15 protein-coding genes are annotated in these 13,866 nt (G+C 58.1%); 6 read left to right on the top strand and 9 right to left on the bottom strand.

Annotation, left to right across the window (positions count from 1 at the left end):
• Positions 1 to 27: 27 nt before the first annotated feature.
• Positions 28 to 1,215, bottom strand: a complete 1,188-nt coding sequence (moeB, locus tag IEW73_RS09250) for a molybdopterin-synthase adenylyltransferase MoeB (RefSeq protein WP_229675889.1) — start codon at positions 1,213 to 1,215, stop codon at positions 28 to 30.
• A 7-nt stretch (positions 1,216 to 1,222) separates the two neighbouring features.
• Positions 1,223 to 2,107: a DUF3152 domain-containing protein gene (locus IEW73_RS09245; protein ID WP_229675888.1), complete on the bottom strand. Its 885-nt coding sequence runs from the start codon at positions 2,105 to 2,107 to the stop codon at positions 1,223 to 1,225.
• A 494-nt stretch (positions 2,108 to 2,601) separates the two neighbouring features.
• On the opposite strand from IEW73_RS09245, the gene fasR reads away from it, so the two are divergent.
• Positions 2,602 to 3,246, top strand: coding sequence for an HTH-type transcriptional activator FasR (gene fasR, locus IEW73_RS09240; protein ID WP_229675952.1), 645 nt, complete (start codon positions 2,602 to 2,604; stop codon positions 3,244 to 3,246).
• Positions 3,247 to 3,410: 164 nt separating this feature from the next.
• On the opposite strand, the gene IEW73_RS09235 is transcribed toward fasR, so the two are convergent.
• Positions 3,411 to 3,641 carry a DUF3107 domain-containing protein gene (locus IEW73_RS09235; protein WP_188673663.1) on the bottom strand — a complete coding sequence of 77 codons (231 nt, stop codon included), beginning with the start codon at positions 3,639 to 3,641 and terminating at the stop codon, positions 3,411 to 3,413.
• Between the two features lie 413 nt (positions 3,642 to 4,054).
• Between IEW73_RS09235 and IEW73_RS09230 the strand changes: the two genes are divergently transcribed.
• The gene (locus IEW73_RS09230; RefSeq protein WP_241012317.1) at positions 4,055 to 5,644 is read left to right on the top strand and encodes a DEAD/DEAH box helicase; all 1,590 of its coding nucleotides are present in this window, start codon (positions 4,055 to 4,057) and stop codon (positions 5,642 to 5,644) included.
• 45 nt (positions 5,645 to 5,689) lie between these two features.
• Positions 5,690 to 7,003 carry an Rv3212 family protein gene (locus tag IEW73_RS09225; RefSeq protein WP_188673660.1) on the top strand — a complete coding sequence of 438 codons (1,314 nt, stop codon included), beginning with the start codon at positions 5,690 to 5,692 and terminating at the stop codon, positions 7,001 to 7,003.
• A gap of 2 nt (positions 7,004 to 7,005) precedes the next feature.
• Here IEW73_RS09225 and IEW73_RS09220 read toward each other — a convergent pair whose 3' ends face one another.
• Together IEW73_RS09220 and IEW73_RS09215 are read right to left on the bottom strand one after the other, a co-directional pair.
• A complete protein-coding gene (locus IEW73_RS09220) occupies positions 7,006 to 7,803 on the bottom strand; it encodes a ParA family protein (protein WP_188673657.1) in 798 nt (265 codons plus the stop codon).
• Between the two features lie 78 nt (positions 7,804 to 7,881).
• On the bottom strand, positions 7,882 to 8,253 hold the full coding sequence (locus tag IEW73_RS09215) for a hypothetical protein (protein WP_188673654.1): 372 nt from the start codon (positions 8,251 to 8,253) through the stop codon (positions 7,882 to 7,884).
• A 216-nt stretch (positions 8,254 to 8,469) separates the two neighbouring features.
• Here IEW73_RS09215 and IEW73_RS09210 point away from each other — a divergent pair, with 216 nt between their 5' ends.
• Positions 8,470 to 9,423 carry a diacylglycerol/lipid kinase family protein gene (locus IEW73_RS09210; protein WP_188673652.1) on the top strand — a complete coding sequence of 318 codons (954 nt, stop codon included), beginning with the start codon at positions 8,470 to 8,472 and terminating at the stop codon, positions 9,421 to 9,423.
• A 372-nt stretch (positions 9,424 to 9,795) separates the two neighbouring features.
• Complete coding sequence (locus tag IEW73_RS09205) at positions 9,796 to 10,050, top strand: WhiB family transcriptional regulator (protein ID WP_188673650.1); 255 nt, start codon at positions 9,796 to 9,798, stop codon at positions 10,048 to 10,050.
• Positions 10,051 to 10,423: 373 nt separating this feature from the next.
• Here the strand turns inward: IEW73_RS09205 and IEW73_RS09200 are convergent, their stop codons facing one another.
• Together IEW73_RS09200 and IEW73_RS09195 are read right to left on the bottom strand one after the other, a co-directional pair.
• Positions 10,424 to 11,983 (bottom strand): sensor histidine kinase, encoded by a 1,560-nt coding sequence (locus IEW73_RS09200; RefSeq protein WP_188673647.1) that lies wholly within the window; start codon positions 11,981 to 11,983, stop codon positions 10,424 to 10,426.
• A 10-nt stretch (positions 11,984 to 11,993) separates the two neighbouring features.
• Positions 11,994 to 12,209, bottom strand: coding sequence for a biotin/lipoyl-binding carrier protein (locus tag IEW73_RS09195; protein WP_188674967.1), 216 nt, complete (start codon positions 12,207 to 12,209; stop codon positions 11,994 to 11,996).
• A 209-nt stretch (positions 12,210 to 12,418) separates the two neighbouring features.
• Between IEW73_RS09195 and IEW73_RS16720 the strand changes: the two genes are divergently transcribed.
• Positions 12,419 to 12,493 (top strand): 50S ribosomal protein bL37, encoded by a 75-nt coding sequence (locus IEW73_RS16720; RefSeq protein WP_131245889.1) that lies wholly within the window; start codon positions 12,419 to 12,421, stop codon positions 12,491 to 12,493.
• Positions 12,494 to 12,629: 136 nt separating this feature from the next.
• Here IEW73_RS16720 and rsrA read toward each other — a convergent pair whose 3' ends face one another.
• Positions 12,630 to 12,899, bottom strand: a complete 270-nt coding sequence (rsrA, locus tag IEW73_RS16545; RefSeq protein ID WP_372433587.1) for a mycothiol system anti-sigma-R factor — start codon at positions 12,897 to 12,899, stop codon at positions 12,630 to 12,632.
• Between the two features lie 125 nt (positions 12,900 to 13,024).
• The gene (locus IEW73_RS09185; protein ID WP_229675949.1) at positions 13,025 to 13,816 is read right to left on the bottom strand and encodes a sigma-70 family RNA polymerase sigma factor; all 792 of its coding nucleotides are present in this window, start codon (positions 13,814 to 13,816) and stop codon (positions 13,025 to 13,027) included.
• Positions 13,817 to 13,866 lie beyond the last annotated feature (50 nt).

The raw sequence follows: 13,866 nt of genomic DNA, 5'->3' as shown, positions 1-13,866 counted from the left end.
TAGCTATCAACTGCGAAAGTACGGAAATCAGTACTGGGCAAGCGTCTGATCAACATCGGCGACCCACGCCTCGATCCCGCCTGCCAAATGTCGCGCCGACGCCACTCCTGCCTCATGTAGGCGTGCCAGCGCCGCCGCTGATCTCACACCAGTCTTGCAATACAGCACAATGGGCCTATCAACAGGCAAACGCCCCAAAGCCTCGCCTGAGATGAAGTCTTCATACGGGACTCGCGAAGCTCCAGGGAGCCGGGAAATCTCCCACTCCCCTTCCATTCGAACGTCAATCAGCGCCACGTCTTCACCACGGTTCAGCGAATCCGCGAGCGCACGCGCACTGATCTCCGACTCCACCGGAACCGGTGTGCTAGTAACACCACACAGAACGTCGTAGTCAACTAGTTCCGTGATGGCCTCAGCGCGGGTGCTCTTCCTAATGCCGATCGTGCGAAACGACACCGTTAATGCGTCGTAAATCAAGACGCGTCCAAGCAACGCATCCCCCGCGCCGGTAACCAGCTTGATCGCCTCCGTCGCCATCAAGGACCCCACGGTGCCGCACAACGCACCGAACACGCCCCCCTCCGCGCACGACGGCACCGACCCGGGCGCTGGAGGATCAGGGAAAAGATCCCTGTAGTTCACGCCCAGACCGAAGGGAGCGGCTTCCCAGAACACCGACACTTGGCCTTCAAAACGGTAAATCGCGCCCCACACATATGGCTTACCAGCCAACGCGGCCGCATCATTGACAAGGTATCTCGTCGCGAAGTTGTCTGTTCCATCGATGATGAGGTCGTACTGCCGAAAAATGTTGACGGCATTGCGCGAACTCAAGCGCACATCATGCCAACGCACTTCAACACCAGAGTTCAGGGCACGAATTGCTGACCGAGCGCTGTCCCCCTTAGGAGTACCCACTGCCGACTCGGAATGCACGATTTGCCGCTGCAAGTTCGACACCTCAACAGTGTCGAACTCCACAACACCGATCGTCCCCACACCTGCTGCCGCGAGATACATCAACACAGGGGAACCCAAGCCACCGGCACCAATCACCAAAACCCGGGCGTTACGCAAACGTCGCTGACCAGAAGCCCCAACACCTGGGATGAGTAGGTGCCGACTATACCGGCCAATTTCTTCTTTGGTCAGCTCGGAGCCCTCACCCACGAGGGGTGGAAGTCCGCGGTGCGGAGTAGGGGTGGGATTCACCGCAGCATCACTCAACGTGGGGGTAGGGCCAAGGGTTGTACCTACATTCCAACCCGTCTGGCGGCACCACCCCGTTGGGGTCAAGTTCCGCGATGTCATTATTCGCAGTGCTGAGGGTCTGCTGCATCATTACGTTTGCTAGACCGCCGTCAACCTCGCAAGGAACGTGATCTGGGTAGCCAATTCCATGGCCCACCTCATGGTTAATCACGTACTGACGGTACGACCCAATGTCGCCCTGAAAAGACGTAGAACCACGGACCCATCGAGCATCGTTGATGATTGCCCGGCCAATGAGTGGGTTGTAGCACGACACCTCAAGTTGAATCGTGTACCCGCAAGTCTCGCGCACTGTCATGGCAGATGTGAGTGACACCCGGAAATCTGGAACACCGTCCGCGGGATCAGAAATCCGCTGAAACGCAAAACGCGGATCCGCCGTCCAACTTTTCGGGTTTGCCAATGTTTCGTCCACCATCCGAGCGAACGCCTCATCACCGCCATAGCTGGTGGTGTCTACGCCATGCTCAATCTCCACGGTGTAGCGGAAGGTACGACCGTCCGGACTACCGACGTGCTCAGTTCCACCCGGCACAATGCGCCAGTCGCCTGAGCCATCCGTAGTAAATGACCCACCCGCAGGCAAGGTGCCCGCCGGAAGATTCGGATCAAAACCGCCGCTCGACGAAGGTGGCGTACCGATGCTGCCATCGTCGTCGTGAATGTCGGGATGATCGTGCATATCGTGCAGGCTTCGGACACCACCGTCGAGCATGGGATAGCCGCGATCACGTTGCGAATCCCGGTCCACAACACTCAGGCCACTCGCTAGACCCGTGCCGTCAGCGCTAGTCTCGTCGCCTGTCGGTTGCACCAATTGCGATACAGACACAATCAGCATTAGCACCAGCAGTGGTACAGCGTAGGCTCGCCAACCATAGGTTGCGAAAAATCTCTGCACACCGTTAACGCGGCGTCGTGTTCCACGCGTACTCATGATGTAGCCCGCTGTCCCCCTAGTGACGCGCTCTGGTTCCGTCAGCTATACACAATTCCACAGTTACAACCGCACATCCCGCTACCACGCCGGACCGGCTTCTTCACCCGGAAACGCCACAACCGTACATCCGCAGCGACCGACTGTTTCACCAACAGTGTCCAACGTCATAGGCTAATTCGACAACTTAGTGCGGGTAGTGTTCGTTCTAAGAAATAACGCTCGCCAACAACTGGCGCTGTGCATTGAGTGAGGAAGGCGGTGAAGACACGGTGACCGACCCGATCCGGCCGTCGCACGGACAAAAAACTGACGTTCGATCAGCACGCGGACCGATCCGAGCCGCCTCAGTAACGTCAGCGGCGTCACCAGCAGCCACGCAAGACTCGATTTCTGGAATCGGCCTCTCGCGGCCTCGGCGCAACGCACGACTTCCTCGTGTGGCTCGACGGGCACAACTTCTTGATTCCGCAAGCGACATCTTCGCGAGCCAGGGGTACCACGCAACCGGGATGGACGACATCGCCGAACGTGCGGGCGTCAGCAAACCTGTGCTCTACCAGCATTTTCCAAGCAAGCTTGAGTTGTATCTCGCCGTTCTCGAGTCACATGTTGAAAAACTGATCTCCGGCGTGCGCCAGGCATTGCGGTCAAGCACGAGCAATAAACAACGGTTGCGCGCAGCGGTGCAAGCTTTTTTCGACTTCGTAGACAACGACACCCAGGGCTACCGGTTGATTTTTGAATCCGACGCGCTGAGCGACCCGTCTGTGCAAGTTCGGGTTGAGCAAGCCTCGGAAGCCTGCGTCGATGCTGTCTTTGACCTCGTGAGCCATGACTCGGGTCTTGATCCCTACCGGGCTCGCATGCTCGCGGTCGGCCTTGTTGGAATATCGCAAGTTAATGCCCGCTATTGGCTTGAGGCGCAGCGCCCCATCAGCAAGTCCGATGCGGTGGAAACAACGGTCTCACTGGCTTGGGGTGGGTTGTCCCACGTTCCCTACCAGCGGACTCCGGCGTCGCGGGAAAACTAACGTCCGACGCGGCACAGTCCGCCGCAGCATTGCTACAAACGATGTGTGGGCGCCCCACGCCTTTCGGCTGGAAGCGCCCACACATCAAACACAGTCTTGCGGTCTACGGTGCGCTGTTACAGCGCAACTCTTTCAGAGCGCCGTAATCTCACAGCGCCAAAATCTCACAGCGCAGCGAAACCTACCTTGCGAAAGTCCGCTGGCCCAATCTCGATGTACGTAATTTTGTTGGCTTGGATCAGGAACTTCCGCCCCTTCTCATCGACTAGCTCGAACGTCGAGTTGCCACCCTCTTCGAATGCAGAACGCGCCTGCTTCTCCACTTCGTCCACCGACTGGGTGCTATTGACGACGAGTTCCCGACTGCTGTCGGCGATCCCGATCTTGACCTCCACGCTGTCCTCCGATCACTGTTGTCCCTGCATGTGCGAGCACAACCGGCAAGGCGCCTCACCTATTCATGCAAGGCTAGCGAATGTCGCACCCGCAACAGCCCTTAGCGGCTGCGCTGCTAGCGAAACCTCCCGATTCGCCGCCGACATAGCGCCAATGCAAATCAGTCACAGAGGCCCTTTGTTGTGCCCTCAGCGACCCTCGCCCAGGGTTAGGACGAACATTTAACGGCGTACATTGCTGGAACTGCGGCTACGATGTGGTGAGAGAGACAAAAAATAGTGGCCGATCCCCCCGTGCCCTATCCTGTGCGCCCCGGCTGCAGTGTCGAGTTGCTTATCAACTCCGCACAGCCGTGTCGGGCCTACACCGGGACCGTCGGGGGTACGAACCGGCCATAACCGAAAGGCACATCCTGAGCACCTTTACACATGACAGTGATGCCGGAACGACCGGCGATTCGTCAAAGACTGTTATTGCTGACGCTGCCGCGTTAACTGCGCCGCACCTGACACCCAGTTTCGCAGAGCTTGGTGTTCGGGAGGAGATAGTTCGCGCGTTGCACGAGCAAGGAATCGAACGCACATTCGCGATCCAAGAACTAACTCTGCCGCTCGCTTTGAGTGGGAGTGATCTCATCGGCCAAGCCCGCACAGGGATGGGTAAAACATTCGGCTTTGGCGTTCCGCTACTGCATCGCGTGTCGACCGGGGCAGCACCACTCGACGGGACACCGCGCGCACTTGTTGTGGTACCGACACGCGAGTTGTGCATTCAGGTCACGAAAGACCTGACGTCGGCGAGTAAGTACGTCCCTGCGGGCACTGCAGAGAACCCACGCACCATTCGCGTACAGGCGATCTACGGCGGGCGCCCGTACGAGGAGCAAACTTCAGCACTCTCCGCCGGAGTGGACGTCATTGTAGGTACACCGGGACGTCTGCTCGACTTGTCCTCCCAAGGCCACCTCGTGCTCACCGGAGTGGGTGTCGCTGTCCTCGACGAGGCAGACGAAATGCTCGATCTCGGCTTCCTCCCTGACATCGAGAAATTGCTCAGCAGAGTGCCCGAGCAACGACAAACGATGTTGTTCTCGGCAACGATGCCCGGACCTATCATCACGCTTTCTCGTACTTTCCTACGTCAGCCCACCCACGTTCGGGCAGAGGAAACTGACTCCAAAGCAGTGCACGACCGTACGAAGCAATTCGTGTTCCGAGCGCATTCACTAGACAAACTGGAGCTTGTCGCGCGGGTACTCCAGGCACGTGATCGTGGCGCTGCGATGATCTTCACTCGCACGAAGCGCCAGGCTGATCAGCTCACCAAAGACCTCGACGAACGCGGGTTCTCGGTCCGCCCAATCCACGGCGACCTCAACCAGGTAGCACGAGAAAAGGCACTGAAAGCGTTTCGCAGCGGCAAAGTAGACATCTTGGTCGCAACCGACGTCGCAGCGCGCGGAATCGACATTGACGACGTCACGCACGTGATCAACTACCACTGCCCCGACGACGAAAACACCTACGTGCACCGTGTTGGCCGAACCGGACGTGCAGGGCGCACCGGCATCGCGATTACGCTGGTGGACTGGGAAGACTCTGAGCGATGGAAGTCCATCAGCGCTGCCTTAAGTATCGGCATTCCTGAGCCTGTCGAAACATACTCAACGTCCGAGCACCTCTTTGAGGATCTCAATATTCCTCGGGACGCAACGGGACGCGTATCAATCCCGGCACGCGCAGCCAGCAACACGAGCTCGACGGAAACGGCGACCGGTGACGCGCCAGCCGCTCCAGCCAAGGCCAAGAAACCAGCCGGACGGAAACGGCAACGCACTCGTGGCGCCAAACGCGCTCCCGACTCACCTGAGACCTCACCGAGTGCATCAGGGGAAAAAAGCGACGCACCGCGCCGTCGTCGACGCAGGCGGAGTGGAGCATCGAGCGAGAACGCCTCGCCACAGTCCGGGTCAACGGCCGCCTCGCCCACAGCGGAGCAGTAAACGACCCATGATCGGAAACGAGCGCCCTGCGCCGAATGGTACGTAATGGTTGCCCCCGAACGGCGGCGTAGAGGCGATCTCGTTGTTGTCGCCGTACTTCTTGTCACCACGCTAGTAGCAATTGCGGCTGTCTGGTTCACCAGCGACAGTCGCAGAGTTACGTCCGAGGTTGCGTCAGAACCACTGACGGAGACATACGAAGAGACAACGGCAAAGCAATCGCTGTTCGACTCTGATTCGCTCCATGAGTTGTGGCGTACCGAGCACTCTGCCTCGATTCCACCCCTGACGGCACAAGGCGCCGTGATCTCCGTTGTGGAAGGCACTGTTCGTGGGCACGACCCGTCCGACGGGACGGCGGCGTGGGCTTATAGCCGCGATACGCCGGTGTGCGGGGCGGCAACGGTATGGAACAGAATGGTCGCTGTCTATGCCGGTAGGCGCGGCTGCGACGAAGTCACGAGCCTGGACCCCACTACCGGGCATCGAGGGCCTCAACGCACAAGTGAGGCCGACAATCCGATCCAGGTGGTTGCGGACGGGACCAACTTTCTCGCATTCGGAACCTCACGGCTTGAAGTCTGGCGTTCCGACATGGTGCGAACGCTTGAATTCGGCCGTGTAAGCGCCCCCATCGGCCGTGATCACCAACCGCGATCCGGCTGCAAGATCCGCGATGCTAAATTGTCGCGCAGCCGATTAGCCGTCATCGTTCAGTGCCCGGACGACCTCGGTGAGCGGCTGATCATGCAAGCTAGCCAACCAGAAACTTTCCGTGAACCAGAAGAGTTTGGCAATGCCCTCCTCACACGGTTTGATTCCGTACTTGGTGAGGTACCTGGAGTTTCCGGGGCACACATCGTGACGGCCACCGCGCAGTCCGTCGCAATCTACGTTCCAGGCGCTACGCCGGAACTTGTAGTTTTTGATGCTGACGCTGAACAGCTTGCGCGACGGTCTCTGGCGATTGCCCCGAGCCTTGACGACGCCGCGCCCACAGAGTTGGGCGCAATTGTCCCCGACCGCATGGATGGAACCACAACAGACCCCATCTCCAATGTTGCGTATTGGTTCACCGGGTCCGACATAGTGGTGCTGTCGCCAAGGGACTATCAACCGCTCTGGGCAATCCCCAATGCCGTGGGAACGCCAACATTGGTGAAGCAATCGCTGTTCGTGCCAGTCGAGGGCGGCATCGCTGTTGTCGACACAACAACGGGGCTTGTCCGGAACATCATCGACGTGGAGCGCGACAAAGACGTTAGCCTAATCCGGCTCGCGACCGTCGGAGGCGTCGTTATCGAGCAGCGAGACAACATGCTGGTAGCGCTGGCCGCCGAAACTTCGGAAGCGGACTAAACCTAGTCGCCGTATGGTGCGAAAGTATTCAGTTCAGCGCCATTTTGCCAATGGTCAAGCAAGTTCGCAGCCAACGCCCGGTAGGCGTCGGCACCCTTGTTTTTCCGCCCCGCAAGAATCGTGGCACCGGAGGCCGATGCCTCCGCGAACCGCACCGTGCGCGGGATCGGCGGAGCAAGAACAGGCAATCCGTACCTATCCGAGACATCAGCAAGAACATCGCGACTGTGTGTCGTTCTAGCGTCGTACAGCGTCGGCAACGCACCAAGAAGGGCGAGATTAGGATTAGTAATCTGCTGAACTTCAGTTACCGTGCGGAGCAGTTGCCCTACCCCACGGTGAGCAAGAGTCTCACACTGCAACGGAACGATCACTGCGTCGGCCGCAGTTAACCCGTTCAATGTCAGCACGCCCAGCGACGGAGGGCAGTCGATAAGCACGATGTCGTACTCGCTCGTCGCCGTGTCCAACGCTCGCCGCAAGGTGAACTCGCGGCCTGGTCGCATGAGCAATAGAGCCTCAGCTCCAGCAAGATCAATGTTTGCGGGCAGCAGAGTCATACCATCGGACGTCTCTACAACGACATTTCCCACCTTTTGGGCACCGATGAGGACGTCGTGGACTGACGCTTCGAGATGATCGGGGTCATGCCCCAGCGAGAACGTCAAACACGCCTGCGGGTCAAGGTCCACAATCAACACTCGTTGCTGCATCGCGGTGAGCGCCGCGCCGAGCGACGCCACTGTGGTGGTCTTGGCGACCCCACCCTTTTGGTTCGCTACTGCAAGAACTCTGGTCACAAGCCTCATCGTGCCGGATCAACTGGTGATAAGCGAGGACGTTAGCGGCGTTTTGCCTGGCAATTTCACCAGGCAGAATTATTCGGCGTTCATCCACTCACTAGATTTACCGGTCAACATCAGAACAAACGTCAGAATAACAACGCCAAAGAGCAAGAATCCCCACAAAAACTGCTGGGAACCACTGAACATCGACACCGCAATAGGCAACAAAAGCAGCTGCATAACAATCGCTACCGCGCGCCCCCAGCGTCGACCGACAAATAGTGCGGCACCACCAGCCCCAACAGCGGCACCGAGAAGGAAGAACCACGAAGCGAGCGCGTAGCCGAATGTCGCTTCATCGCCTGTATTTGCAATTGCTCGCAATAGCAACCACACCCCGAGACCCAAACACACCACGCCCTGCGTGAATACAATGGCACCCGCAATTCGGATCCCAACTGGCACAGACAGCGCACTGCTGCCGCTAGCACTATGTGGTTCACTACGGTGTGGTTCCCAATTTTCCTGGTCTCCATTGGGCACTGGATGCCCTGATGTCGCATGCACGTCCACAGGATATTCGAGCAGGACCCCAACGCGCCATGAGGGCTACCGAAGAATTGAGCCTCGCAGCTATGGCGCTGACGTGTAAAGCGCCACGACACGATAGGCTGACACACCGTGCGCGCCATGTTGATCGTGAACCCTCACGCGACCTCCACGACCCCGTCCGGTCGAGACCTCATTGGGCATGCGCTTTCGAGCACGCTTTCCGTCCGCCTCGAGCACACCCAGTATCGCGGCCACGCCGCGGAACTCGCGGCCGAAGCAACAGCTCAGGGTTTCCCCTTGATTATCGTCCACGGCGGCGATGGCACAGTTAACGAAGTTGTCAATGGCATTCTGGGCGCTCCCCAAGAAGGACTGTTGCGGTCACTCCCCGTCGGTGCGGTACCCACATTGGCCGTCATTCCCGGTGGATCTGCAAATGTGTTCGCGCGGTCACTTGGAATAGAGGCAGAACCACTTGATGCGGTAAACCAACTCATTGATCTGGTTCGCCGCCGCCAACACCGAAGGATTGGGCTCGCACACTGCGACGGTCGATGGTTCCTCTTCAACGCTGGTGTTGGTCTCGACGCCCACGTGGTCAAGGCCGTTGAAAAGGGTCGCGCACGCGGTAAAACAGCAAGCCCTGGCAGATATATTCGATCGACAATCCGAACATTTATGCGCGAGCGCAAATTGGAACCGGCATTGACTGTGACCGTTCCTAGCGGTCAAACATTTTCGGATGTCTACTTTGCATTCATTTCAAACGCGAGTCCGTGGACTTACATTGATGAGCGGCCCGTCGTCACCAACCCAGGCGTTGACTACAACTCCGGTTTGGGAATCTTTGCTATGCAATCGGCCCGCTGGATCGCAACCCTTCGCGTAGCGCGCCAGATAGTTTTTGCAAAAGACGGACCGCGCCACAAGAAATTGGTTCGCGTGGACGATGTGCCAACTGTGACGGTGTCGGCATCCCGGCCTACGGGATTACAAGTCGATGGCGACTACATCGGCATGCGCCAGACTGTGACGTTTCACGCCGTCTCGGACATGATCGATGTGATGGCGCCACCTGAGTGATCACCCCAGTGGGTTTTGATTACCTGTTGTGAATCCGCACACAGTCACATACCGCCACCGGATTTTGGTAGCAAATCTGCCCGATTTGCCGCACACTAGATAGTCCGGGCGTAGAAATAGAAGAGTGATGAAAATCGCTCTCTCCTTGACCTGCAGCCAAGACCGTTAGCCACACCACAGCAAGCCACACCACCGCCGCTTAGTGACTTACGTTACGGCATCTCGGAAAACTATTGACTTCCACAGATATCGTGACAACATTTTGTTAACAACGCGGAAACAATGTGGCTAAGCGTGAGTTAATTTTCGACCAACAACGGCGTGTCGCACGCCTGCCCCCGTGTGCCGCACCCCCAGTAAGGAGTACCGACAATGGACTGGCGCCATAGGGCGGTCTGTCGTGACGAGGATCCGGAACTATTTTTCCCAGTGGGAAACAGCGGACCCGCTCTTGCTCAGATCGCACAGGCAAAGGTTGTTTGCAACCGTTGCCCAGTAACACCTGAATGCCTCTCGTGGGCTCTAGAGTCCGGACAGGACGCTGGAGTATGGGGAGGAATGAGCGAAGACGAGCGCCGCGCACTGAAGCGCCGCAAGGCTCGGACCCGCGCTCGCACGACTGTCTAGCTCAGCAACACCAACTGTCTCGCAGACAGTTTTCAACGCATCGCGTTAATAGTGATAAACCGATAGATACCCGGAGGCCGTCACCTCCGGGTATCGTCGTTTTCGGACGCTTCACCCGTGTTCAGTCTGGGTTCCTGCGGCACGACCGATGTCTGCCGAGATCTGGCACATGTGAAGATTCGACGATACGGCTCCTAAGCCCAGGCCTTGACTGCTGTTCATAGCCAGAAGCGATGCCCGCTTGTGCAGAAAAACGCATCGCCCAACGCAGGCTTTTCGATGCATCCTTCTGCACTTGCGCAACCGATTTACGGGCGCAACCGATTTACGGGCGCAACCGACAAGATCTGGGTCTGTAGAAGCAGCGCGGGATTTAGTTGCGGCGACGCCCCAACGGCACACGAAGTACCGCATCGGTACCGCCCTGGTCGCTTTCCTGCAGGCTCAACGAACCGCCCAGTTCCGCACCAACTAGTGTGCGCACAATCTGTAAACCGAGTCTGTCTGATCGTTCAAGGCTGAACCCATCCGGCAGGCCATTGCCATTGTCGTGGATCACGACGTCTAGCCACCGCGCCGATCTCTCGGCTCGCAACACAATTTCGCCAGACTCGCTGCGTTCGTCACTGTCGAACGCATCGTGAAAGTTTCCAGTTGCACCCAAATTGAAGGCGTGTTCGATCGCGTTCTGAACAAGCTCCGTTAACACCATCACCAAGGGCGTCGCCTTGTCAGCCGCCATCACTCCCAGGCTGCCTTCTCTGCGGACGCTGACGGGTTTACCTATGGTCGCGACGTCCACCATCATCGGAACTAAGCGGTCAATAACGTCGTCGAGGTTGACTTGCTCATCGACCGACATCGACAAAGTGTCGTGGACCAGAGCGATGGAACTTACTCGCCGGACCGATTCAGCCAGCGCTTGCCGTGCTTCTTCGTTCGTTGTCCGGCGAACCTGCAACCTCAGCAGTGCCGCTACGGTCTGCAAGTTGTTCTTCACCCTGTGGTGAATCTCGCGGATGGTTGCGTCTTTGGACAGTAAGGCACGGTCGCGGCGCTTCACCTCGGTGATGTCTCGTACCAGAACCAACGCTCCGCACGGAGCGCCGTGTGGGTACAGAGGGAGCGCACGAAACAAGACTGTGGCCCCGCGTGCGTCGATCTCCATGCGCATACTCGATTCACGAGCCATCACTGCCGCTAGGCGCTGGGTGAACTCTTGCGCATCAAACGGGTCCGAAATGAGTGGCCGGGTCATTGCCGCCAAGTTCAGCCCCGCAATTTCGGTGCTGAGGCCCATCCGGTGATACGCGGAAAGCGCGTTAGGGCTGGTGTAGGCGACTGTTCCGTCGACTGCGACCCGAATAAGTCCATCGCCCGCGCGGGGGCTCGATTGAATCCCCACTAAGTCCTCGCGCAGGGGAAAGGTGCCGTCGCAAATCATCTGGCACAACTCGCCCCCGCAGGCTATGTACGCCATCTCCAGCGCGCTAGGCACACGCAATTGAGCGAGTGAGGTGTCCCGCGTAATGACGGCGATAATCTCGCCCCCAGAGCGCACTGGGATTGCCTCACGGGCCAGTGGTGTACCTTCGTGCCACCGTGGCGTGTCTTCTCGCAAAATCTCGCCACGGAGCATCGCTGCAATCAACTCGGGGTGGTCGTCCCAATCCACAGCGCTGTTGACCAGATCCTGCGAGTACACAGTGGGAGAGGTTGTTGGCCGACATTGCGCGACGCATACCGCCCGCGCACCAGCCAAATCCTCGGACCCGTCGTCCTCGTCTAGGTCACCTGTTGCCACCCACATGAGGAAGTCCGAGAAGGCAAGATCGGCGATAAGTTGCCACTCCCCGACTAATCGCTGCAGGTGATTGACGGCTTCGCCTGGTAAATCTGTGTGCTCCGCAAGGAGTGCACTCAGCGTAGCCATGCGGCGCCTATCACGAAATGACCGCGATAAGGTCGCCCTGCTGGATGACATCGCCTTTAGTCACGTTTACGGCGCTCACAGTTCCGTCGAATTCCGACAGAACTGGAATCTCCATCTTCATGGATTCAAGTAAGACGAGGGTGTCCCCCTCGTGTACCGCGTCGCCGACGTGCACAACCACGTCGAGAACTTGCGCGACCATTTCTGCACGTACATCTTCCGCCATGGGGTCCTCCGCAGCGATATTGATCACATTGATGATCCAAGGCTAGCCGAGACACAGTTGGATCCCACACACAGGTGGCTGTTCGTGTTGCGTCCCTTTCATGCTCAGGGCATGACTGGTGAGAAGTTGAACAGAAGGCGAGTACACTAATTCAGCAAACTAGTGAGTCCAGTGCGGATGAGATTTCCGTTTTCTGACGAGGAGCAACCATGAGCAAGCGAGGCCGTAAGCGCCGCGATCGCCGCAAGAACAAAGCCAACCACGGCAAGCGGCCAAACGCCTGATAAGTCGGGCCGCACTATCGGCCTGATCTTTGTCGACGGGCCATTGACGTGGCCGTGAATCAACAGTAGCGGGGACCAGACATAATCTGTCTGGTCCCCGCTACTGTTGCGCGACTTGCTGCCGTACCACAAGCCACTACTGGGGTGGGGTAACCCGGCGAATCGTAACTTGGCGTCGCAACTCAATTGAGAGTCGTTCGCGCAGATGCTCAGGAGCACGCTCACCTGCACATTTTCGCGACAGAAGGCGCTTTATTTTTTCCTCCATGCCAAAGTGCTCAAGACACGGTCCACATTCGTCGAGGTGTGACTGCAACCGACTCCGCACGGCATCGTCGCACTCGTTGTCAAGCAACAGGTAGACGTCCGCCATTACGGCAGAACAATCGACGTCGTGTTCGTCGATGAGGTTGTCGTCACTATCGATCGACACACTTAGATATTCGCTGCGTGTGTGGATGATTGCGCCAGATTCAGGATTGCTTCGCCCTGCCTGGGCGGATTCGTCACGTGAATGCCCTTCCTTGAAACTCATCGCGCCGATTCCTCCTTGGCCTTAGCGGACCCCTCGTCCTCGTCAAACGATGAATTCTCCGACCGGTTGAAACCACGATCCCGCGCCACGTCTGCCAACACTGAACGCAATTGTTTGCGGCCACGGTGCAGGCGTGACATCACCGTGCCAATAGGAGTCCCCATGATGTCTGCGATTTCTTTGTATGGAAAACCTTCTACGTCGGCGTAATACACCGCCATGCGGAACTCTTCTGGCAGCGACTGTAGGGCGTTCTTGATGTCATCATCCGGGAGCGCTTCTAGCGCCTCTACTTCCGCGGATTTCAAGCCCGTCGACGTGTGTTCCGCGGACGCCGCCAACTGCCAGTCTGTGATCTCATCGGTGGGGTACTGGGCTGGCTGCCTTTGTCGTTTGCGGTAACCGTTGATGTAAGTATTGGTGAGGATCCGGTACAGCCACGCCTTGAGGTTGGTGCCTTCTTTGAATGACCGAAACGCCGAAAACGCCTTAAGGTACGTTTCCTGAACCAAATCCTCCGCGTCAGCTGGATTACGCGTCATCCGCAGCGCAGCACCGTAAAGCTGATCGATGAGCGGCAATGCATCGCGCTCAAACCGTTCAACTAGCGCTGCCTCGGGCTCAACGGCCCTCGCTGGCTCGCTGGATTTAGCTGGCTCCCTGGATTTAGCTGGCTCAGCGGAACTGGCACGGCCTTCGGCTGGGTCGGTCTGTCTTGCTTGTGGCACAGGCGTCCCTTCACTCATAGCAGTCTTCAAGACTACCGCGCCACCGAGGCTGCGCTCCATCGGAGCGTTAAGGCACAAGGTCCCCACGCGCACTCCCCTTCGCCGACCAA

Origin of the sequence: Hoyosella rhizosphaerae (assembly GCF_014643175.1) — a bacterium.
GTDB lineage: Bacteria > Actinomycetota > Actinomycetes > Mycobacteriales > Mycobacteriaceae > Lolliginicoccus > Lolliginicoccus rhizosphaerae.
Note: the sequence above shows the minus strand (reverse complement) of the source record. Positions and strands in the feature narration are given on the sequence as shown.